The sequence below is a fragment of the Bacillus cereus group sp. MYBK79-1 genome, assembly GCF_051915365.1.
Taxonomy (GTDB): Bacteria; Bacillota; Bacilli; order Bacillales; family Bacillaceae_G; genus Bacillus_A.
This window is the reverse complement of sequence record NZ_JBQAEO010000012.1, coordinates 75,068-97,434: the sequence shown is the minus strand read 5'-3', so window position 1 is coordinate 97,434 and position 22,367 is coordinate 75,068. Positions and strand designations below refer to the sequence as shown.

Below are 22,367 nucleotides of genomic sequence, written 5' to 3'. Positions count from 1 at the left end.
CAATTCGACTTTTATTGCCTGTTAATGCAGAATAAATCTGCTTTAAAGTACAAATAAATATTTGGTAAAATATGCTACAATAAACATATAACATACTAGAAAGGAACGATATATATGAGTAATGGTAACAAATTAAAGTTATTACAATACTTAGCCTTCTTCCCTACCCTTGTATGTATGATGTTACTCATGGATATGAACAGTTTCCCTTATGCAAAGCTACTAGCAACAATTAGCGGCTCCTTTGCAGCTATTATGCTTGCCGCTTTTTGGAATTTGAAGATACGTATGAAGCAAGAGAAATCTTCTTAAACCGACAAAGTTAATTATCGTATTTAAACACGAGATGTTTACTACTCTCGTGTTTTTTTCTTTATATTCCCTCTACCTCAAAACTTAATTTAAAATTGATTATATACAGAATAAATACTCTTTCATTCCATCGACAAATTTCGACATTCAGTATTCATTATGTTTGTTATCATGTAAGTTCTAAATCTGACATTTCAACATCTCTGAAGATTATTTATATAAACTTCACTTATGTTTGAACTAACAAATTGTGAGTTGGATAAAAAAGCTAATAAATATTTTTTAAAAGGTGGTTACTATGAAAAGAACAACAGAATTTGTATTAGGACTAATCGGTGGTATATTCGGGATTTTATGTGCATTTATCGCTTTATTTATCGGCGGCGTCGGAGCAGCGGTTGAAGCTGACGGAGCTAATCAAATTATTGGATTAGGCTGGGCTGCTGTAGCTCTTTCTATTTTAGGAATTGTTGGATGCGTTATGGTTAAGAGCAAAGCTAAAGTAGGCGGCATTATGATGACGATTGCTGCCATTGGTGGATTTATTTGTATTTCTATTGTTTACTTATTACCAGGAATTTTATTATTAATCGGAGGATTAATGGGGATTTTCCGAAAAGATAAAACGGCTGCATCAGCATAAAAAAAGCACTCACATGAGTGCTTTTTTTTATATCCATATCTTTTAGAATTCAACATTCTCCAAATACAAACCACTCGCCTCAGCAAGACAATTAATTTGATTACGTTGTTTCGACTCTAAAATGTGCGGAATTGCTTCTGCATCTAATTGTCCTAATCCAACTTCAATTAATGCTCCAACAATTTTTCGCACCATGTTATGAAGGAATCCGTTACCACTTACTCTAATTTGTACGAATCCTGCCTCTTCCATCACTTCAAGTGTATATACTTCTCGAACCATAGACTTTTTCTTTGATTTCGCATTTGAAAAAGCAGTAAAGTCATGTGAACCAACTAAATGTTTCGCAGCTTCTTTCATGCTTTTCACATTTAATTTTTTATTCACATGCATGCTGTATTTACGCATAAATGGATTTGTATGCTCTTCATTCCAAATCTTATAAAGATATGTTTTTGCTTTAGAATTGTAACGAGCATGGAAGCGATCTTGTACTTCTTCTACGCTTGTAATGCTAATATCATTTGGTAAATATTGATTCAAATATTTTTTCACTTTATGTTCCACTAACTTTTCATCACTTTGAAAGTTAGCAACTTGATTCAATGCATGTACACCAGCGTCTGTTCTACTGCAACCGATAATTTCAATTTCTTTTCCAACCATTTCAGATATAACACTTTCGATTTTTCCTTGAATCGTATTATCGTTATTACCGAGACGTTGCCATCCTTTAAAACGTGCACCATCGTACTGAATCGTTAATTTATAATTATTCATTTTACTCTCCTTCATAGAAAATATTCCCTCATATCGTGAGGGAATATAAATAAACTCTACTTTCTAACAAGCTTCACTACATTTTCTACATGAGCTGTATGTGGGAACATATCTACTGGTTGCACATATTCCACTTCATAACTCTTCATTAATGCTTGTACATCACGTGCTAATGAAGAAGGATTACAAGATACGTAAACAACTTGTTTCGGCTTCACCTTTAAAATTGTTTCCAGTAATTTATCATCGCAACCTGTACGAGGTGGATCGACAACAATTACATCTGGACGCCATCCTTCTTTTACCCATTTTGGTAACCATTGTTCAGCTTTACCTGCTTCATATTTCGTATTTGTAAATCCGTGACGCTTCGCATTTTTTCTTGCATCTGCAATTGCTTCTGGAATTACATCCATACCACGTACTTCCGCTGCATCATTTGCAAGCCAAAGACCGATTGTACCAACGCCACAATACGCATCTACAATTTTCTCATCACCTGTTAAAGCTGCTGCTTTTTTCGCTTCATCATATAAAACAACCGTTTGTTCCGGATTCAACTGGAAGAATGCACGTGCTGATAATTCAAATGATAAATCACCAAGTGTTTCTTGAATTACTTCTTTTCCAGCTAATTTAAATGTTTTATCACCGAAAATAACAGATGTTTTACGCCAATTCACATTTTGCATAATTGATTTCACACTTGGCATTTGCTTTTGTACTTCTGCGATAAATTGCTCCTTATTTGGCAATTCTTCTTTTGTTGTAATAAGTGTAACTTGTACTTCCCCTGTTTGAACTGCAGTACGTGTCACAATCGTACGTACTAAACCTTTTTGCTTTTTCTCATTATAAATAGAGACATTTAACTTTTCTAATATACGTCTTACAACTTTTGTTGCTTCATTCGTTGCTTTATGTTGAATCATACAATGAGCAATATCAATTAACTGATGTGAGTTTTGTTTATACAGCCCTGTAATAACCTTTTCGTCTTTACGTCCCACTTGTAATTGACTCTTATTACGATAATGCCATGGATTTTCCATACCAAGCGTTGGACGAATTTTCTCTTCTAAACTGTTGTTCATATACTTCTCAAACGCTTGTACAACGATATCACGCTTTTGATTTAATTGTTCTTTATAATCTAAATGTTGTAGCTGACAACCGCCACACTCTTCATATACTGGACATGGTGCTTTCACACGATGTGGTGAAGCTTTACGAACTTTTTTCACTTTCGCTTCAGCGAAACCACGCTGAATTTTCGTTGTTTCAGCAACAACTTCTTCTCCTGGTAATGCCCCTGGAATGAAAACAACTTGTCTCTTAAAATAACCAACGCCTTCTCCGTTAATCCCAAGACGTTTAATTGTCACAGGAAACGTTTGACCAACTTCCAACTTACTCTCATGTTGCTTTTGTATCATTATTACACCTCTACTCTATACTTTTCCATAAATATAACGCTGCATAACTGCAGTATGGTTCACACTCTTGTTTCACTTTTTCTAAAAATGCATCATCAGGTTTATCATCTAACTGAAATACACCTTGTACTGCACGCTGAATCCCAATGTCCGCTTTCGGAAACATATTTTTCCGTCCAAGCCCAAACATTAAAAAATTTTGCACTGTCCATGTACCAATCCCCCTAATTGGTAACAGTTGTGCTGAAACCTCTTCTTCCGCCCTGGTTTCTATACTCGCTAAATTTAATGTACCGCTGACAATACTTCTACCTAATCCTACTATATATTCAGCTTTTCGCTGACTAAACTTCTGCTCTCTCAATTCCTCTATTGAAATGTTTGCTACTCTTTCTGGAGTTGGGAAAAAGAATACACCATTCTTCTCTGTTCCATATCGTTTCACAAACTGTTCTGTTAACACAGTAGCAAATTTCAAATTTATTTGTTGATGAATGATACAGCGAAGAAGACAAGCAAAATAATCAAATTCTAAAATGATTGGAGTATACGCATATGTTTCAAATAGTGGACGTAATGATGTGTTTAAAAAATGATTTTGTATATCTTGAAACGGTTCATTCCAATGAAAAATGGCTCTCATTCGTTTCATGACTTTCTCTGGATTTCCTTTCTGACTAGAAATCCAAAACTGTGGATTTTGAACAGTACCGATTCCTTGCAGACGAACAACAATCTGTTCCTCATCTATACAAAGCGGGACATAAATAACTTTCTCATCTAATTGAATGACGTTAAGAGGATCAAAAGATAAACGTTTTAACACCTCTTCAAAATGATACGGATACTCTAACGTAACATGTTCGCTCCACATACGTTTCCCCATCCTTTTTACACATCATTATAGCATGAGAAAACCGCAAGCATACATGCTTACGGTTGATTGCTTTTTACTAAGTCATCTAGACTTTTAAAATCATACCCTTTCTCGCGCAAATCATCAATGATTTTTGCAAGTGCTTCTGCATTATCTTTTGATATTGCATGAAGTAATAAAATAGATCCTGGATGAATCATCGTCATAACATTATTATGGGCATATTGCCATCCTCTTTGCTGATCCACTTTCCAATCCAAAAATGCAAGTGACCAAAATACATTATAGTAGCCCATTTCTTTCGTAAGAGCTAACGTTCTTTCACTGAATACGCCGCGCGGAGGACGTACATATTTTACTTCTTTTTGCCCAGTTACTTTCTTAATTTCTTCCGTTACACTCGTTAATTCTTCACGAAGTTTCTCATCATTTACCGCTGTAAAATCAGGATGGCTCCACGAATGGTTTCCAATAATGTGTCCTTCATCTTTCATTCTTAACAATAAATCTTTTTGTGTTTTAATGTAATGCCCTGTTACAAAGAAAGTTGCTGGTACTTTTTTCTCTTTTAATACGTCTAAAATTTTCCCTGTGTATCCATTCTCATATCCATTATCAAATGTTAAATAAATATCCTTTTTCTCCGTGTCCCCTAAATAAAAACCACCATTTTTTTGTAGTAATTCTGTATATAGCTTCCCTGCATCTGGTACTGTTTCATTTTTAGGACGCGGAATTCCCCAGTTATGTGGAGTATTTGTATAAGCTAATGCTGAAACTGGAACAAGTGCCATCATAATTGAAAAAATGAGACCTATATATAACCATTTATATTTCATAAATAGTCTCCTTTCCATATATAATCGTACTTTTAGTTTCTGTTGCCACACATCCTTTCATGCTGAACATGTTTTTCTATATATACCAAAAAAATGCATCTCGCATGATTCGAGATGCATTTTTGTTTACTTAAATACTGGCTCTTTAAAGCTAGCTAATTTTTCAAGTGATGTTTTATCAACATCTGCATGTAAGCTATTACCATGAGAATCCATCGTTACAACTGCTTTAAATCCTTCGATACGTAAATGCCACATTGCCTCTGGAATACCAAATTGTAAGAAGTCAACATCTTTTACTTCTTTAATACATTCAGCATAGTATTGTGCTGCACCGCCAATTGCATTTAAATATACACCACCGTGCTCTTCTAAAGCCGCTAATGTTTTCGCACCCATACCACCTTTTCCAATGACAGCGCGGATACCGAATTTCTTCATAATATCGCCTTGGTACGGTTCTTCACGAATACTTGTCGTTGGACCTGCCGCTTTAATTTGCCAGTTTTCATTTTCATCTTTCACGACAACTGGACCACAGTGATAAATAACTTGCCCATTTAAATCTACTGGGCAATCGTTATCCATTAAATGCTTATGAATTGCGTCCCGCCCTGTATACATCATGCCATTTATTGTTACAACATCACCAACGCGAAGTTCACGAATTTGCTCTTCTGTAATTGGAGCTTGTAATACAATCTCACGTTGCTCTGTTTTTTCTTGTGCCTCTTGCTGAAGTGTATCGTCACCTTCTTGATATAGCCAATCCATAATTTCACCTGTTTCAGGATGGATCGTTACGCCAAGGCGGCGATATGCCCAGCAATTATATGCAACAGATACGTAGAAACTAGCTGGCAGACGGTTATATACACCAATTTTACAGCCAAGTAAAGTTGTTTCTCCGCCAAATCCCATCGTACCAATGCCAAGCTTATTCGCATTTTCTAATACGTACTCTTCAAGTTTTTGTAACTCTGATACTGGATTGACATCATCTAATGTACGGAATAATTGATTTTTTGCTAATTCGTAACCTGATGTGCGGTCTCCCCCGATACCAACACCAATTACACCTGCACTACACCCTTGACCTTGTGCTTGATATACTGCATGAAGAAGGCATTTACGAATCCCTTCTAAATCACGGCCAGCGCGTCCAAGTCCTTCTAATTCACACGGTAAGCTATACTGAATATTTTTATTCTCACAGCCACCGCCCTTTAGGATTAAACGTGCATCAATATAATCTTTTTCCCATTGTTCAAACTTAATAACCGGTGTACCTGGTCCTAAATTATTTCCACTATTGTCTCCAAAAAGAGAATCAACAGAATTGGGACGAAGTTTACCATCTTTTGTCGCCCGCTCAAGCGCATGATAGATAGCTTCCTTCAACTTTAGTTGATTCACACCAACTGGTGTATAAATTTTAAACGTTGGCATCCCTGTATCTTGGCAAATTGGCGAGATGTTATCATCAGCCATTTTAATATTATTCGTAATTGTGCCAAGTGCCATCGCAGAACGAGTCCCTGCATTTTCTCGTTCTTTCGCTTGTTGAATCGCACGACGAACATCTTTCGGTAAGTTCGTTGACGTTTCAACAATTAGTTGATACATGCTTTCTTGAAGCTTTTCCATTGTTACTTCCCCCTCAATTGTGAACGCTACCAAAACGTTATGAAATGAAAATTCCATTATTATATTCTTCAGCTCTTTATTTATCCCGCTATTTGCGGTTAAATGAAATTTTTCACAACTTGATTATACCTTTTTTTCTACCGTCCTTCTATTATCCATACAGAAAAAGGCTGCCAATTTTGCATTGGCAGCCTTTTTAATATATTATTCGTCTTTTTTAAATTGCTCACATTTTAATTCTAATTCATCTAACATCGCAAGAAGACGATCTACATCTTCTAACTCTACTTCTTCAGGTTCAATTGTATCAATTACTTCAATGAACATATTTAAACGTTCTTTTAAATATACTAATTGTGAATCTTTATCTTCAATTGCTTTTCCCATGAAGGCACTCTCCTTTTAATTCGAGTTGCTTTTATTATACCGCAAAAATGATTGCTATGGATATGTAATTTCATCAATTTTGTCACAGTCATTCATTCAAATGTAAGCCCTCTCTCTTTTTTCACAAAAAAAGTTTCACTTTATAAAAAGTACATATTCTTCTATTATAGAGAATGGACAAATTGTTATTTCAATAGTCAAAGGAGTATTTCATATGACGATATCACAAAAAATGAAGCCGATTACTCCTTCTTACGATCCATGGGAAGCGTATATGGACCTTGAAGAGTACGGCAAACTACTATTAACAAACGTTGAGTTTACAACGACAACGTTATGCAATATGCGTTGCGAGCATTGTGCTGTTGGTTACACATTACAGCCAAAAGATCCAAATCCGCTTCCAATGGAGCTTTTATTAAAACGATTAGATGAGATTCCTCATTTACGTTCTTTAAGTATTACTGGCGGAGAACCAATGCTTTCAAAGAAATCCGTCGACAACTATGTAACACCACTCTTAAAATACGCCCATGAAAGAGGCGTTCGCACTCAAATCAACTCAAACTTAACTATAGATTTAGCACGTTACGAACAAATTATTCCTTATTTAGACGTATTGCATATATCTCATAACTGGGGAACAATCGATGACTTCGTTGAAGGTGGATTTGCAATGATGGAACGTAAACCTACTTATGAACAACGTGCAAAATTATTCGAAAGAATGATTACAAATAGTAAAGCTCTATCAGATGCCGGTGTACTCGTATCAGCCGAAACGATGCTGAATAAACGAACTCTACCACACATGGAACATATTCATCGTCAAATTGTCGAAGAGATGGGTTGTAAACGTCACGAAGTTCATCCGATGTATCCGAGTGATTTTGCGAGCAATCTAGAAATTTTAACAAAAGCTGAAATTCGTGATGCAATTGAGCATTTACTAGAAATTCGCGATGAAAATGTATGGATGTTATTTGGGACTTTACCTTTCTACGCTTGTAGCGATGACGAGCGAGACATCGTCACATTTAAGAAATTACAAGAAAGCAAAAATGTAACAGTTCGTAACGATCCAGATGGCCGTTCTCGTTTAAACGTTAACATTTTCGATGGAAATATTATTGTAACTGATTTCGGTGATGTTCCTCTTCTAGGTAACGTACAAACAAACACACTACAAGAAGCGTATGACAAATGGAGTGCCTCAAAAACAGCAAAATCATTAAGCTGTCACTGTCCTGCAGTAAAATGCCTCGGACCGAATGTTCTTGTAAAAAACAGCTACTATCCAACAGAAGATTTCTTATCAAAAACAGCAAATATTACATTATAAAGTGAAACTTTAATCAGTGGGAGTTTTGTTTATTCCCCACTGATTATTAGTTGAACCAATTGCCCACAAATAGCGGGATAAATAAAAACGTCAGCTTATAAGCTGACGTTTTTCACATTATTGCGAGTGAGAAGAAGAAATAAATTTAAAATACAAATGATCATGAATTGGAATAGCAGCTCCGATTCCTTGTGAGGTAATATTTTTTACAACAAGCCTTTTTTGATTTCCTTTTAACACAAGGTACACTTCCCCAAACGTTACTTTTCCTTTTTCATTTACTGCTGGTGTATAAGCATATAAATATCCAAGTTGACTCGGGCTAATATTATACACGCGCTCATGTCCGGTACCATAACCAATCGTCGTTTTAAATGAAAGTGGCAATTGTACTTTTTCAAGTGCTTTGAGAAGCATCATTTTTTTCACATCTGCAGCATCTTTCATATCTGCTGTTAAATCGCCTTCAACCGTCTTTTGCGTTTCTTGCTTATAGCGTAGCGGATATAAGCGATCTCCTCCTCGATTATCGTACACATTGCGATTTACTTGTTTATATTCCCAATTAACCGATGTATCCACCGATTCATAATTTAAAGCCCATTGACCTAAATAAATCTTCGCTCGGTACCCTACCGCAAGCGGCGCATTCGAAATTGTCGTTTCATTAAACATTCGAATTAAGTCCGGATTTTCAATTTTAATATTTGCTGTTTTCAATAGTTCTTGAGCAAACTTACTCGGCTGTAAACGCGGTAAATCTTGCGCATCATTTGGAAACGTATTGTCTTTAGAAATATTTAAAACAGATGAAGGCATTTTTGTTTCTACCGTTGTCTTTGCAAAACTCATGTTAGGAAATAATAGAATAAACGAGACCATAGTTGAAAGACATATGCTGTATACTCGTTTCACCTGTCTGGCTCCTTCCTACGTAAAGGTATATATACTACTTCGTTTATTGTTTTCTCTGAGCACAATTGTTATGCCTATTTTTCATAATAAATAAAAACCAATTCCCATAATGACATACGCTGCTAATAACGTACCGCCTTCAAACCAGTTTGTATCTCCATCATTTGAAATCGCAATCGTTAAGAAAACAGCTGTAATCATAGAAACAAGTTCTGGTATTGTAAATACTAAAGGCATCCTTTGCGTGAAGAACATAGAAAGCAGTACTAATACAGGAGCAACAAACATGGCAATTTGTAACGTAGAACCTATTGCAATTTCAACTGCAATATTTACTTTATTTTTATACGCCATAATAATTGCAGATGCATGTTCCGCTGCATTCCCAACAATCGCAACGATAATAACCCCTATAAATAATTCTGACCACCCAAATGATTTTGCAACTGTCTCAAATGTATGCACGAGCGCCTCTGACACATAAGCGACCGCAATTGTCGCTATTGCTAAAATGAGTAGTGCTTTCCCTTTCGACCACTCCGGTTCTTCCTCATGAGCTACTTCATCACTCTTATGTTGATATACACCGCGGTGCGTAACGAGCTTAAATAGCAACGCAGCAAGGTACATAATAATCATAATAATAGATACACCGATACTTAATTGATACGTCTTTCCAGCGTCCATCTTCATTGAAAAAATCTCTGGAATAACAAAAGCTACTACGACAGCAAAGATTAATAAAGCTGAATTATGCCTTGCATCATACACATTAAAACTTTGTCTTTTATATTTAAGCCCCCCTACAAAGAAGGAAAGTCCTCCTACTAATAATAAATTTCCAAGTACAGAACCCGTTAAAGAAGCTAACACAACTTCAATTAATCCTGCCTGAAGTGCAAAAATCGAAATGATGAGTTCAACAGCATTACCGAAAGTAGCATTTAACAATCCACCTATTCTAGGACCCGATACAATTGCCAAACTTTCTGTCGCTCTCCCCATAAAACCCGCTAATGCGATAATCGTAATGCAATACACAGCGAACATAATTGTTTGAGGCCAATGAAGCGTTTTTCCAAGTATAGAAAGTGGTACCCCGATCAGCGCTACTATAAGAAATATTTTATTAAACATGCTTTTCATCCTTCCATCGTATGTATTTCTCCTCGATATTATTATTATTCTTCTCCTAACTTGTCCGATTTCATCACAATTACGTTTAAAAAATCGGATTAAAGAAAACAGTATGAAAGATATTCAAATTATCTTGTTTAAACGGAGAAAATAATAAATTATAAAGAGGGGTTAAAAGCATGCATTTAAAAGAAAAAATCGCAACTATTATTGGTGGTCAAAGAACTGGTGTATTATCCACTGTACGTGAAAACAAACCACATAGTGCCTTTATGATGTTTTTCCATGAAGATTTTGTGTTATATATTGCAACGGATCGGAAATCAAAAAAGATAACAGATATTGAAAACAATCCAAATGTCCATGTACTACTTGGACGTGAAGGAAAAAAATTAGATGAAGACTATATTGAAGTGGAAGGCTTAGCCTCCATTGAAGAAGACTCCACATTAAAAAATAAGTTTTGGAATAATAGCTTAAAACGTTGGTTACTCGGTCCTGAAGACCCTAATTACGTATTAATAAAAATCAATCCCGACACAATTTATTACATCGATGGTGCTGGTACGACGGAGCCCGAGTTTTTACGACTATAAAACAAAACGAGCCCACCTAAGGTGGGCTCGTTTTGTCGAAAAGTTCTTCTGAAAAAAACAATAAAATAGGTGGAACTTTCTAAAGATTCTGTTATATAATAGCAGTAACTTAAATAAACTGTATTAAAACAGATTGAGAGGAGAAATAAAATTGATGAAAAGAGAAGAACGCAAAAACATGATTGAGTTTATTGAAAAGAAAAAAGGGATTGAGCGTGACGAATTATTATTTATGACAGACGATGAAGTAGAACATATTTATAATGTAACGTACTTTTTGTATGAGGAAATTGCAGAGTAGTATAATAATCCCCACCTTATTAGTAATATAAGGTGGGGATTATTCCGTTATTTATTCCGCTATTTGCGGGACGGTAAAATCCCACTGATTAAAGTTTCACTTTATACCTGAGAATGATTTTCATGTATAATAATGTAAGATTGGAGGAATTTTACTATGAGTTCATGGCTCTTATTCGCACTACTATCAGCAATCGCTGCTGCCCTTGTATCTATTTTCGGAAAGATTGGTTTAGATGGAATCGATGCCAATGTCGCGACAACGGTTCGTTCTATTATTATGGCATTATTTATGGTAGGCGTTATTATTATCCAAGGTAAATTTCAAAATATTGGCGACGTACTGCTAAATAAAAAAGCACTGCTCTTTATCACATTAAGTGGGGTTGCAGGTGCTTCGTCATGGCTATTTTATTTTCTTGCCCTCAAAACAGGAAAAGTTTCACAAGTGGCTCCTGTCGATAAATTAAGCGTCGTATTTTCTATCATTCTCGCGATGATTATACTCGGTGAAAAGTTAAACTTTATGACTGGCGTTGGCGTAGTCTTTATTACAGCTGGTGTACTATTTATCGCTTTCAGCTAAAAAAACCGCTATTAGCGGTTTTTCTTTTTCTTTATGTAAAGCCATACAACGCATATAACAACTACTGAAATAAATAAAATCCATATTCCATAATGATGTAGACTATACTCAACAAAACGCCACTTCTCTCCTAACTTCCAGCCGAGCCCAATAAAAACACTTATCCAAATAAGTGCACCACCGTAAGCGTACAAACAAAAACGCCAGAGCGTTAAATTAGACATCCCAGCAAAATATGCTGTTAAATGACGTACTCCTGGGATAAAGTAACCAATCATTAAAAGAAATGGACCATATTTTTCAAATAAAATATGTGTTTTTTCAATGTGATGTTCTTTAATTCTAATCTTCGGCCCATATTTTTTTAAAACAGGAAGTCCAAGTTTTAAACCTAATATGTAGCTTAATGTAATACCTAACATCGCACCAGCCATCCCACTTAAAAACGCAGCAGTTCCTGACATAACACCTTTTGAAACGTTATAACCAACGAAGGTCAATAAAAACTCGTCTGGTATCGGTAATCCAACAATCCCGCCAGCTAAAGCTATAATAATTCCAAAATACCCATAATGTGCGATTAACTCGCCAATATGTTGTTCCATTCGGAAGACACATCCTATGCACGATCGTTATTCCACATTGTGCCCTTTCTATCTTTCAGACAAACATGGTATACATATTCACTATACATTGTTTTTATAATGAACTCTACTTCTATCCATTCCTTTATCAGGAAGAAAGTGAACCATTATCAGTGGTGATTTGTTCATCCTCATTACACACCAATTAGGCGCCCGACTTCCGACTACTTCCCCTGTATTCACCGATTTTTGAAGCGCTAGTCCTACTCCCCACAAATAGCGGGATTAAAAAATAAAAATTCATATGCTTGTTTTTTTGTTACAATAAAGGAAAGTTACTTTTCGCAACGGTTTAACTCTCAGGAAAAATGATATACCTAGCAAAAATATAGTTTGGTCGATATAATGCAACTTCTACCTATTAAAAGAACATGCACCCTTTACATACAACATCATTTTTCTAAATTATACAGGGGGAACGAACATGACCATTGAAAATCAATTTATCCAAAAAGTTTACTATAAAACATTTTTAACAGAAGAAACTTCTACTCCAATATCAGAAGTACTCGGTGAAGCATATATAAATGAATCTACCAATGAATTCTCCAACATTTCTAATATCCGCTTTGCTCAAGGTGAATTTTATTACCAAAATAAAGACTTTGAAGCAGCAATATTTAAATGGGAGAAAGTAAATAACGAACTTGCACTTTGGGCAACCAAAAATATTGCAGATTCTTATTTTGAACTAGGATTCTTGCCAAAAGCAGAAGAAATGTATCAATCTATCCAAACGGAAGATACAACTCTTACAATGGAAGTTTCCTTACAACTTCTTTCTCTTTATATCGAACAAGATCGTTTAGGTCTAGCATTTAAGACGATTAGTGAGGCTGTTGCATTCCAACCTGACTATCCAAATATTACTTCAATTGCTCGCTCATTCTATGAAAAACAAGAGGATTGGAATAACGCCATCGAACTTGCCGTGCAAGAAGGAATTCGAACAAAATCATTACATTGGTTCGATACTTTAATCAATTATGTGAATCAAGGATTTACGAAACAAATCAAACCAGAATATTTCTATGAATCTTTAAAAGCTCTATATGCAATTGATCAAGTCCACTTTAAAGAACTTGTTATTGCTCTTTGGAACAGCTATCAAAATGAAAACTTGCATCTACCTTGGATTCAAACAATAAATCATTTATTCTTACATATTGAAACAGACAACAATGACGATTGGCATGAAATTATTGAACGCTATCAAGATACGTACTTTGAATTAATTACTGGTGAACATTTCATGCATGAAATGCAAGGTCTTGTACCTGATCTATTAACAAATTGGTTTAGTTTAACGAAAGCAAAAGATGCCCTATTTGTCTCTGCTGCAGTGTTAGCATGGAATGAAGTTTCACCTACAACTTTAGAGTCATTACTCGTAAAAAGTGCAGGAGCCCTACTCTCTAATTCAACAGCTGAAACAAATGTAAATATGGAAACCGTTTCTCATTTATTCGAAACAATTGCTGTATGGGCTGAAAAAAATGATGTAGATTTAAGTCATCAATTTACGTTACTCGTTCATGAACTATGTGATTTAAATGTTACTCAATTACTAATAGCGGGAACTAGTGACCTTGATAAATCTTCATTCGTCAATTCTATATTAGGAGAGAACATCTTAACTGAGACTGTGACAACTCCTATTCTATTTAAAGATGATAGCCAAACTGAAATAACAGAATTCACTGCGTTAGATGTGCACAATATACCAAACTTTGATGAATTCCATCAAATAATGGCTACACCTCCCGAATCAGAACCTGAGAAAAAATGTATAGAAATTAAATTACCAAGTAGATTTTTAAGAAAAAATAAGTTTGCATTTCTTGTTACGCCATCTGTTCAAGGACAAGTGGATAAAAACAGCTCATACTTTGAATACTTACAAGCAGCAGATAGCCTTATTTACGTATTAAATTCAGCTTCACCATTACACGGTGAAGAGCTTGATACATTACTTTATTTACGTGAACAAGTACCAAACTTACAAATCCATTTCGTATTACACACAAATAATACGTCCAATAATGAAAAACTAATGAGTAAGATTAAAGTCCATTTCCCAAATGCGCAGTTCTTCCCATACTCTCCTTCACAAGAGAGTAGTCAGCAACTTGGAGATGTTACAGAGTCTATTCTTTCTAATCTAGCAGGACGCGACATAGAACAAGAACGTATAGAAAAACTAATATGGTTTACGCAAAAGACAATCGCATACCTTGTAAATGAACGTGTGGAATTAGAAAACACATTAGTGAAATCAGTACGCTGGAATAAACATATCTCAGTAAAACTAAACGGATTTATTAACAATCTTACTGCTCTTGAAAAAGATAAAATTCGTTCTATTACAGAATCTTATCTTTTAACGAAAGAAGAAATCACACGAGATATCCATTCTCAAATTCCTGAATTATTACAGAGCTGTTCTGACCTTGTTCAAGAAGATAGTGATTTCAAATTAGTTCATGAAGAATTAAATGCTGCAATGAACGAACGAATTCAAAAACATGTACAGCAAGTGCTTCTTCCTAAATTTACTGGATTTATTCAAGAGTGGATTGAAACAGCGCATAATGAATTTATTCAAGCTCAATCTTATTTAGATGAAATGAGTGAAACGTTTAATAAATTATATAAAGAAGAACGCATGAAACTTCCTTGCGATTTCAAATTACTAGATGATTGGCATCGAGATGTTGTACGTATGACAAATCGAATTACAGTATCGAACATCAATATTTTATTACGCTTTACACCAACACAATTTTTCTTAAAGAGTGCGGGAAAACTATTTGGTAACATGCAAAAAAATCAATCTATGCTCGCAAACAAATATAAACAATACATTGAAACGGAAGATTATACGGAAATTGCTCAAACAATCTCAAAACAATTCTTTCTTCAATTTGAAGTATTTGAAGGCGCATTAGAACGAGATATCATGATGTTCTTTAAAGATCCACTTAGCATACTGAAACAAAATGTAGAATCAGCTCAACTTGAAATACAGGAAGACGAGCAAACATTAGCAACGTTAAGAAGCAACCCAGAAACGTATCACGATCCGTTAGCATTCTTTAAACTGCAACTATTGCAGCACAAATTTGTTTTAAGTACGAACAAAAATAATGAAGATGCCTATGCATTTAATGAGTCTCCTACGATTTAGCATAAAGTGAAACTTTAATCAGTGGGGGGCTTCATCCCCCACTGATTATTAGTTGAACCAATCGGACTTTTATGGGCAGTTGATCCCCCACCTAACTTCCTTGCTTTCGCTGAATTTTGAGGTGGGGGTCTTACTGCCCATTAAAGCGGGATAAAAAACCAAGCAAACTAAAATTTGCTTGGTTTTTTATATTAATTCATTATTTTCATATGTTCAAATGGATAATAAATTGCCGCTAATTCACCTAATACATCTGCTTTATCAATAAGTCCTAAACCATTTCTACTATCTCTGCTTATTAGGCGATTATCTCCCATAACAAAAATCTTATTTTTAGGAACTGTAATCGGTCCAAAGTCCTCTGTTAAATTCATAAGTTTTTTTTCAGCTTGTTTTCTATTACTATACAAATATTCTTCCTCTATCACTTCATGATTCACATATAATTGATCATTTCTCACCTCAATGACATCGCCAGGCAAACCAATAACCCTTTTCACATAAAAATTATCCGTCTTCACAACAATAATATCTTCTCTCCCATAACTTTCAAATTGCTTTGCCAACTTATTAACAATCACCTTATCCCCATCTTGTAACGTTGGCTTCATGGACGCTCCTTTTACAGTCGTAGGAAAAAACACAAAAATTTTCGCTACAAACACTAACAAACATGCAATTGCAATTGTTCCAAAGAATTCACGCAAACGTTTTTTCTTTTGCATCATTCCACCATCTCATCATCTTTTTACTTTTATTATAAGGACTTCAACTGTATAATTTCCACAAAATTCTGAATTATAAAATTGTAATATCACAAACTTAAAAATAACTCTCCTCATAAAGTGAAACTTTAATCAGTGGGAGTTTTCTTCATCCCCCACTGATTATTAGTTGAACCAATCGGGCTTTAATGGGCAGTTAATCCCCCACCTAAATCCTTTGCCTTCGCTGAATTTTGAGGTGTTGGTCTTACTGCCCATTAAAGCGGGATAAATTTCTTATTTTAAATACTATAATCTATATTTACTTTACTATTTGTCAGCAGTAAACCTCCCTTCTCAAAATTCGGCTGGAGAAAAATAGTAAAAAAGATACTCTTCAAATAGTCTATCCACTATTCGAAGAGTATCTTTTTATATTCCCACATATACAATACACATTTGAGCCGCTACATATGTAAACCAAATCCAAAGTGGCTCATACTTTAATTTGCGCCCTCCAATATCTGTCACGCCAATAATAAAATCAGAAATCACAAATAGTAAACCACCAAAAGCTGGTATCCACCATATTCCTGTATTCTCATAGTATACGGCGAATGCAAAGCAAGCCATTCCTCCAACCCACAATCCGTAAATTAGAGCTCCTATCGTAAACAATTTATCTTGTTTCTCATTTCGGATAAAGAAGAACCATCCTATAATGAGAAAGAGTCCGTATACGAGTAAACCAATCCAAAAACCATTCCACGAAATCCCTTTTTGCAAAAATGCTTTTACATAAAAACAATGTGCAAGCGCGAAAGTAATCATCCCTCCAATTAACCTATGACCAATCGGAATCAAACCAGCCATAAATAAATCTCCTACAGTAGATAACGTCATACCTAGTGCAACCCACGTACTATACTCTACTGATGGATCTTGTAACCATATCCAAATTGCACTTGCTGTTAAAGAAAAACTAAGAATAAGGCGCACCGCTAAAGGTAACGGCATATTATTTCTTGTCTTTTCTGTCTGCCCTATTGCGTACATTGCACCAATTAGAAAAAGAATGATTTGTGCAATTAACACCATATAAAGTAGATTCATAACATGTTCTGCTACTAAAAATATAGACAAAGGCATATTCTTAGAGTATTCCTGCTTCTACGTGCCCTGCCTCGCTAATCACTTGCTACTACAGTTTGCTGTGACACTCCACAGGCGTAAATTCCGATGTAGCCCACCGTACATATATACAATCTATTTACGTTAGTATTGTATATTTTTTTGCTTGTAAAAGGTTGATAGATGCATTTAAATCTCTATCTATTACATTTCCACAATCACATGTATATACTCGGTCAGACAGCTTTAAATCCGACTTTTTTTGACCGCAACATGAACATGTTTTAGAAGATGGATAGAATCTGTCCACTTGCCGTAGTTCAATTCCATATTCCCTACATTTAGTTAATAACAATGTTTTAAAAGCATAAAAACATTGTTGCGCTACAGCTTTAGATAAATGTTTGTTCTTCATCATACCTTTCACATTCAAATCTTCTACTGTAATAAACGTTGGCTTGGTTTTCACCACATCATTTACAATAGACTTTACATACGCTAATCGAATATTTGCTAGCCTAGCATGTAGTTTTTGCACCCTAAGAATATTTTTATCTATATTCGCTCTTTTGTTAGTAACAGATTGTTCACCTCTCTTTTTTCGATTTTCAAATTTACGCGATAAAGAGCGTTGTTCACGTTTTAACCGTTTTTCTATCTTTTTTACTTGTACTGTTTTATTTATATTTTTGTGAGTTTTTCCATCGCTACGTACAGCGAAGTCTTTAATTCCCAAATCAATTCCTAGACCTACTGCATTGAGAGTTGCATTTGGTTTTCCCCCTTTCACTTCACAGAGTATAGACACATAGTATCTTCCTGCTCTTTGATATACTGTACCACTTTTTACATTTGTATTTTTTGAAATATATCCATACTCTTTTAACCTTATCCAACCAATTGTAGGAACTTTTACTCTATGTCTTTCTACTGTCCAATCTGTTTTGTTGTTTTTCGGAAAGTAGCACTTCACATCTTGCTTCTTCTTTTTTTTATATCGTGGAAACTTAGATAAACCTTTAAAAAATCGCTTAAAAGCTTTATCTCCATTCATAATCGCTTGTTTTACCGCTTTGCTCGACACTTCTTTAATCCACTGGTCACATTCTTTTGTATGAATATTGTTCAGCCATTTGGAAAAGTCATAGCCACTAAGAAATTTCCCCTCCGACTCATATGCCTCTTTATTTTTAGAGATATACAGGTTATATACATATCGACACACCCCAATAGTTTGACGGATTTTACTAACTTGTTCAGTTGTCGGTTTGATTTCTATTAAATATGCTCTTTTCATAAGTCTTCATCCTCCGACATTTTCTTTTTGTATTTTCTCAACCCATATATTCTACAGCTAAATACATGAATGATAGATATTAAATCCTGAACAAGTTCTTCTGTATAATATCTTCTTCCTTTTGGGTTTCGGTAAGCAGTTAAAACACCTTGATTGTCCCACCTTTGCAATGTCTTAACAGAGACATTAAGCATTTCTGAAAATTCTTTTGGTTTATATTGTTTCATAATTACTTTTCACTATATATGCCTACTTTTGTCTATGTTTTTGTTTACTGTTTCTTTCTCCTCAATAAATGCTTTTTGTATCCTTTTTCGTGACACCTAGTCTATTATCCTTTTTCTATATAAAAAAAGAAGAACAGCACTGTCCTTCCATTGTAATCGTTTTCTCGTTGTCTATGCTACTTGTTTTTCTTGCTCTATTTTTTGCTTAGCTGGCGTCCGATTCACCACGATAATTCCCGCAGCTACACACGCTAAACCGAATAGTACGAATGAATGAATTGCTTCTCCTAAAATCATGCTCGATAATAACACACCAAATACGGGTATAAAGAACATGTACATTGATACTTTTCCAACTTTGTTGTACTTCATAATTGTATTCCAAATGCAAAATCCTGCTGCGGATAAGAAAGATAAGTAGATAAGCATAAATATTGCATGTACACTAAATGTAAATGGCATGACTCCAACTTGCAAAGCCCCTATACATAATAACCCGATAGAACCAAAGATCATTTGGTATGCTGTCATATAGCCAACATCTAATGTTTTACTACCTTCTTTCGCCAATATATTTCCATATGAATACAACATTGCTGCGCTAAGAAGTAATAAGCTACCGATTCCGAAATGGAATGACAAACTACCATCACTCGGTACATTTACTAAAATGACACCACAAAAGCCGATAGAGACCCCAATTATTTTTCTCATATTGAGAGCATCATCTTTATATAAAAAATGAGCAAGTAAAATTTGAAAGAATGATGATGTTCCTGAAATGATAGCTCCTTCAATACCAGAACTATAACTCATTCCAATATAAAAACATATATATTGAAGAAATGTTTGAAATAAACCAATTTGTACTAACTGCTTACCCGTTCCTTTTTTGAAGCCCATATCTTTTCCTAACACTTTAAAGAATAATAAGAGCATGACTCCAGATAAAAAGAAACGATAACCAGCAAATAATATTTGCTCTCCAACTTCTTGTGGCTGAATTCCAAGTTCAGCATAACTTAATTTAATAAAAGGGAATGCGCTCCCCCATAAAAAAGTCGCTACTATCGCAGCAATTAGTACGCCAATCGGATGGGTAAAAAATTTCTCTGTCTTCACTTGTTGTCTTCCTTTCCGATCTTTTTATGAACAATATCCATATATACCAAAGGAATTGTGAAAACACAAGTTTTCAGTTTATACAAAAACAAAAACATATCATCTAACGAAAACATATGTTATACTATAGAATAATTACAACATAATAATTATTAAAATCAGTTTCAACAGAAATGCTGCTATCCATTATGGATGGCAGCTTTCGTCGTTTTATAGGGGTTTCGATTTTGATTATTTTTCTCAATAAGAATTTGGAAGGAGCGAGTAGTAATGAACTCAGAAGTAAAAACATTACAAGTACAAAAGTCTATTTCTCATCCCTCTTTATGGGATACATTAAAGAAACATCATGAACTTATATTTGCAATCGCATCTGGTATTTTCATTTTAACTGGTTGGTTATTCACAAAGAACGATGCAATGAATGTAGGCATTACTTGCTATATCCTTGCTTATATAGTTGGTGGATATGCAAAAGCGAAAGAAGGTATTGAAGATACAATTGAAGAGAAAGAGCTGAATGTCGAAATGCTTATGCTCTTTGCTGCTATCGGTGCTGCACTCATTGGCTACTGGGCAGAAGGCGCGATTTTAATCTTTATCTTCGCACTAAGCGGTGCGATGGAATCTTATACATTAAGTAAAAGTCAAAAAGAAATTTCAGCGCTTCTTGATCTACAACCTGAAGAAGCATTACGTATTTCAAATGGAAATGAAGAACATGTTCCTGTTGGACGATTACAAATTAACGACATCATTTTAATTAAGCCAGGTGAGCGCGTTCCTGCTGACGGTACGATTCATAGTGGTGAAACAAATATCGATGAGGCAGCGATTACTGGTGAACCTATTCCAAATGAAAAAAAACATGGTGATGAAGTATTTGCTGGTACTGTAAATTTACGCGGTGCTATCGAAGTTAAAATTACGAAGCCGAGCGATCAAACATTATTCCAAAAGATTATCCGTCTCGTCCAAAGTGCACAAAGTGAAAAATCACCATCACAACTATTCATTGAAAATTTTGAAGGAACATATGTAAAAGGTGTACTACTCGTTGTTGCGCTTATGATGTTCGTCCCTCACTTCTTACTGGATTGGAGTTGGAATGAAACGTTTTATCGCGCTATGATCTTACTTGTAGTCGCATCCCCTTGTGCACTCGTTGCTGCCATTACACCAGCAACGTTATCTGCGATTTCTAACGGTGCAAGAAACGGAATTCTCTTTAAAGGCGGCATACATTTAGAACGCCTCGCTTCTGTAAAAGCAATCGCCTTTGATAAAACAGGAACATTAACACAGGGAAAACCTACCGTAACAGATGTATATGTTCGAGAAAATATAACAGAAAAAGAAGTACTTTCTATTACAGCGTCAATTGAAAGCCACTCTACACATCCTTTAGCAGAATCTATCGTTAAATATGCACAACATGCGTATGACATTACATTAAAAAAACCAGAAAATGTTGAAGATGTAACTGGTTTTGGGCTAAAAGGAATATTTGAAAGCAAAGCTTATAAAATAGGTAAAGCTGATTTTATCGGTGAAGAAACAAAGACATTTCATAATGGTATTTCTGCCTCACTTGAAAAAGAAGGTAAAACTGTCGTTTATATTAGTGATGAAGAAGGCATTCTTGGACTTATCGCTTTAAAAGATACGCTTCGCCAAGAAACAATAGCTGCTATTCGCGAATTACAAAGCATTGGTGTCGAGGCAATTATGATTACTGGAGATAATGAGGAAACGGCAAAAGCAATTGCCTCTGAAAGTAATATAAAGGAATATTACGCATCATGTTTACCAGAAACGAAAGTTGAAACGATTAAAAAGCTAAAAGAAAAGTACGGGACAGTAGCAATGGTCGGAGATGGTATAAATGATGCCCCTGCGCTCGCTACCGCTAGCATTGGTGTAGCAATGGGAGAAGGAACAGACGTAGCTTTAGAAACTGCAGACGTTGTACTTATGAAGAATGAATTATCTCGACTTTCTCAAGCAATTCGTTTATCAAAACGAATGAACCGTATCGTAAAGCAAAACGTAGTCTTTTCGCTCGCTGTAATTGCAATGTTGATTTGTTCAAACTTCTTACAATTTTTAGCTCTTCCATTCGGTGTTATTGGGCATGAAGGAAGTACGATTCTTGTCATTTTGAATGGCTTACGGTTATTAAAAGGAAACAAATAAAACGGGTCCCTCATAGAGGACCCGTTTTATTTTAGTGGTAGCTATTATGTCCGTTCGCACTA

Annotated in this window: 22 protein-coding genes; 8 read left to right on the top strand and 14 right to left on the bottom strand. The window is 35.1% G+C overall.

Going from position 1 to position 22,367, the window contains the following annotated elements:
- Positions 1-114 precede the first annotated feature (114 nt).
- A complete protein-coding gene (locus tag ACTFOB_RS18870; RefSeq protein ID WP_440029466.1) occupies positions 115-312 on the top strand; it encodes a hypothetical protein in 198 nt (65 codons plus the stop codon).
- A gap of 298 nt (positions 313-610) precedes the next feature.
- Positions 611-955: a DUF4064 domain-containing protein gene (locus ACTFOB_RS18865; protein ID WP_061676724.1), complete on the top strand. Its 345-nt coding sequence runs from the start codon at positions 611-613 to the stop codon at positions 953-955.
- A gap of 42 nt (positions 956-997) precedes the next feature.
- Here ACTFOB_RS18865 and truA read toward each other — a convergent pair whose 3' ends face one another.
- The 6 genes from truA to ACTFOB_RS18835 form a co-directional block, all read right to left on the bottom strand.
- Entirely contained in the window at positions 998-1,735 is a 738-nt protein-coding gene (truA, locus tag ACTFOB_RS18860) for a tRNA pseudouridine(38-40) synthase TruA (protein ID WP_440029468.1), read from the bottom strand.
- Between the two features lie 56 nt (positions 1,736-1,791).
- The gene (gene rlmD, locus ACTFOB_RS18855) at positions 1,792-3,171 is read right to left on the bottom strand and encodes a 23S rRNA (uracil(1939)-C(5))-methyltransferase RlmD (RefSeq protein ID WP_000615215.1); all 1,380 of its coding nucleotides are present in this window, start codon (positions 3,169-3,171) and stop codon (positions 1,792-1,794) included.
- Between the two features lie 10 nt (positions 3,172-3,181).
- On the bottom strand, positions 3,182-4,045 hold the full coding sequence (locus ACTFOB_RS18850) for a DNA-3-methyladenine glycosylase family protein (protein WP_440029470.1): 864 nt from the start codon (positions 4,043-4,045) through the stop codon (positions 3,182-3,184).
- 59 nt (positions 4,046-4,104) lie between these two features.
- Positions 4,105-4,887 (bottom strand): delta-lactam-biosynthetic de-N-acetylase, encoded by a 783-nt coding sequence (gene pdaA / locus ACTFOB_RS18845; protein WP_429608084.1) that lies wholly within the window; start codon positions 4,885-4,887, stop codon positions 4,105-4,107.
- A gap of 126 nt (positions 4,888-5,013) precedes the next feature.
- The gene (fumA, locus tag ACTFOB_RS18840) at positions 5,014-6,534 is read right to left on the bottom strand and encodes a class I fumarate hydratase (RefSeq protein ID WP_440029472.1); all 1,521 of its coding nucleotides are present in this window, start codon (positions 6,532-6,534) and stop codon (positions 5,014-5,016) included.
- A gap of 204 nt (positions 6,535-6,738) precedes the next feature.
- Entirely contained in the window at positions 6,739-6,921 is a 183-nt protein-coding gene (locus ACTFOB_RS18835) for an SE1561 family protein (RefSeq protein ID WP_000513547.1), read from the bottom strand.
- 214 nt (positions 6,922-7,135) lie between these two features.
- Between ACTFOB_RS18835 and yfkAB the strand changes: the two genes are divergently transcribed.
- Positions 7,136-8,263, top strand: a complete 1,128-nt coding sequence (yfkAB, locus tag ACTFOB_RS18830; protein WP_151631886.1) for a radical SAM/CxCxxxxC motif protein YfkAB — start codon at positions 7,136-7,138, stop codon at positions 8,261-8,263.
- A gap of 117 nt (positions 8,264-8,380) precedes the next feature.
- Here the strand turns inward: yfkAB and ACTFOB_RS18825 are convergent, their stop codons facing one another.
- Together ACTFOB_RS18825 and cax are read right to left on the bottom strand one after the other, a co-directional pair.
- Complete coding sequence (locus ACTFOB_RS18825) at positions 8,381-9,178, bottom strand: YfkD famly protein (protein ID WP_151631888.1); 798 nt, start codon at positions 9,176-9,178, stop codon at positions 8,381-8,383.
- An 81-nt stretch (positions 9,179-9,259) separates the two neighbouring features.
- Complete coding sequence (gene cax, locus ACTFOB_RS18820; RefSeq protein ID WP_440029475.1) at positions 9,260-10,315, bottom strand: calcium/proton exchanger; 1,056 nt, start codon at positions 10,313-10,315, stop codon at positions 9,260-9,262.
- 179 nt (positions 10,316-10,494) lie between these two features.
- On the opposite strand from cax, the gene ACTFOB_RS18815 reads away from it, so the two are divergent.
- From ACTFOB_RS18815 to ACTFOB_RS18805, 3 genes are all read left to right on the top strand, one after another.
- Positions 10,495-10,911, top strand: coding sequence for a pyridoxamine 5'-phosphate oxidase family protein (locus tag ACTFOB_RS18815; RefSeq protein ID WP_151631890.1), 417 nt, complete (start codon positions 10,495-10,497; stop codon positions 10,909-10,911).
- 154 nt (positions 10,912-11,065) lie between these two features.
- Positions 11,066-11,212: a BH0509 family protein gene (locus tag ACTFOB_RS18810; protein ID WP_000817786.1), complete on the top strand. Its 147-nt coding sequence runs from the start codon at positions 11,066-11,068 to the stop codon at positions 11,210-11,212.
- A 156-nt stretch (positions 11,213-11,368) separates the two neighbouring features.
- On the top strand, positions 11,369-11,797 hold the full coding sequence (locus tag ACTFOB_RS18805) for an EamA family transporter (protein WP_000100307.1): 429 nt from the start codon (positions 11,369-11,371) through the stop codon (positions 11,795-11,797).
- An 11-nt stretch (positions 11,798-11,808) separates the two neighbouring features.
- On the opposite strand, the gene ACTFOB_RS18800 is transcribed toward ACTFOB_RS18805, so the two are convergent.
- Positions 11,809-12,402, bottom strand: a complete 594-nt coding sequence (locus ACTFOB_RS18800; RefSeq protein WP_440029478.1) for a DedA family protein — start codon at positions 12,400-12,402, stop codon at positions 11,809-11,811.
- A gap of 463 nt (positions 12,403-12,865) precedes the next feature.
- On the opposite strand from ACTFOB_RS18800, the gene ACTFOB_RS18795 reads away from it, so the two are divergent.
- Positions 12,866-15,628 carry a tetratricopeptide repeat protein gene (locus ACTFOB_RS18795; protein WP_440029480.1) on the top strand — a complete coding sequence of 921 codons (2,763 nt, stop codon included), beginning with the start codon at positions 12,866-12,868 and terminating at the stop codon, positions 15,626-15,628.
- A gap of 191 nt (positions 15,629-15,819) precedes the next feature.
- On the opposite strand, the gene lepB is transcribed toward ACTFOB_RS18795, so the two are convergent.
- The 5 genes from lepB to ACTFOB_RS18770 all read right to left on the bottom strand — a co-directional run bounded on the left by lepB (position 15,820) and on the right by ACTFOB_RS18770 (position 20,109).
- Entirely contained in the window at positions 15,820-16,356 is a 537-nt protein-coding gene (gene lepB / locus ACTFOB_RS18790; protein WP_151631896.1) for a signal peptidase I, read from the bottom strand.
- Between the two features lie 408 nt (positions 16,357-16,764).
- Complete coding sequence (locus tag ACTFOB_RS18785; RefSeq protein ID WP_440029484.1) at positions 16,765-17,445, bottom strand: lysoplasmalogenase; 681 nt, start codon at positions 17,443-17,445, stop codon at positions 16,765-16,767.
- Between the two features lie 157 nt (positions 17,446-17,602).
- A complete protein-coding gene (locus ACTFOB_RS18780) occupies positions 17,603-18,760 on the bottom strand; it encodes an RNA-guided endonuclease InsQ/TnpB family protein (RefSeq protein ID WP_440032731.1) in 1,158 nt (385 codons plus the stop codon).
- A complete protein-coding gene (locus tag ACTFOB_RS18775) occupies positions 18,757-18,987 on the bottom strand; it encodes a MerR family transcriptional regulator (RefSeq protein WP_440029148.1) in 231 nt (76 codons plus the stop codon). Before ACTFOB_RS18775 ends, ACTFOB_RS18780 begins: the two co-directional genes overlap by 4 nt.
- 171 nt (positions 18,988-19,158) lie before the next feature.
- Complete coding sequence (locus ACTFOB_RS18770) at positions 19,159-20,109, bottom strand: DMT family transporter (protein ID WP_440029149.1); 951 nt, start codon at positions 20,107-20,109, stop codon at positions 19,159-19,161.
- Between the two features lie 270 nt (positions 20,110-20,379).
- Between ACTFOB_RS18770 and ACTFOB_RS18765 the strand changes: the two genes are divergently transcribed.
- Entirely contained in the window at positions 20,380-22,305 is a 1,926-nt protein-coding gene (locus tag ACTFOB_RS18765) for a heavy metal translocating P-type ATPase (RefSeq protein ID WP_440029150.1), read from the top strand.
- The last annotated feature ends 62 nt before the right edge of the window (positions 22,306-22,367 follow it).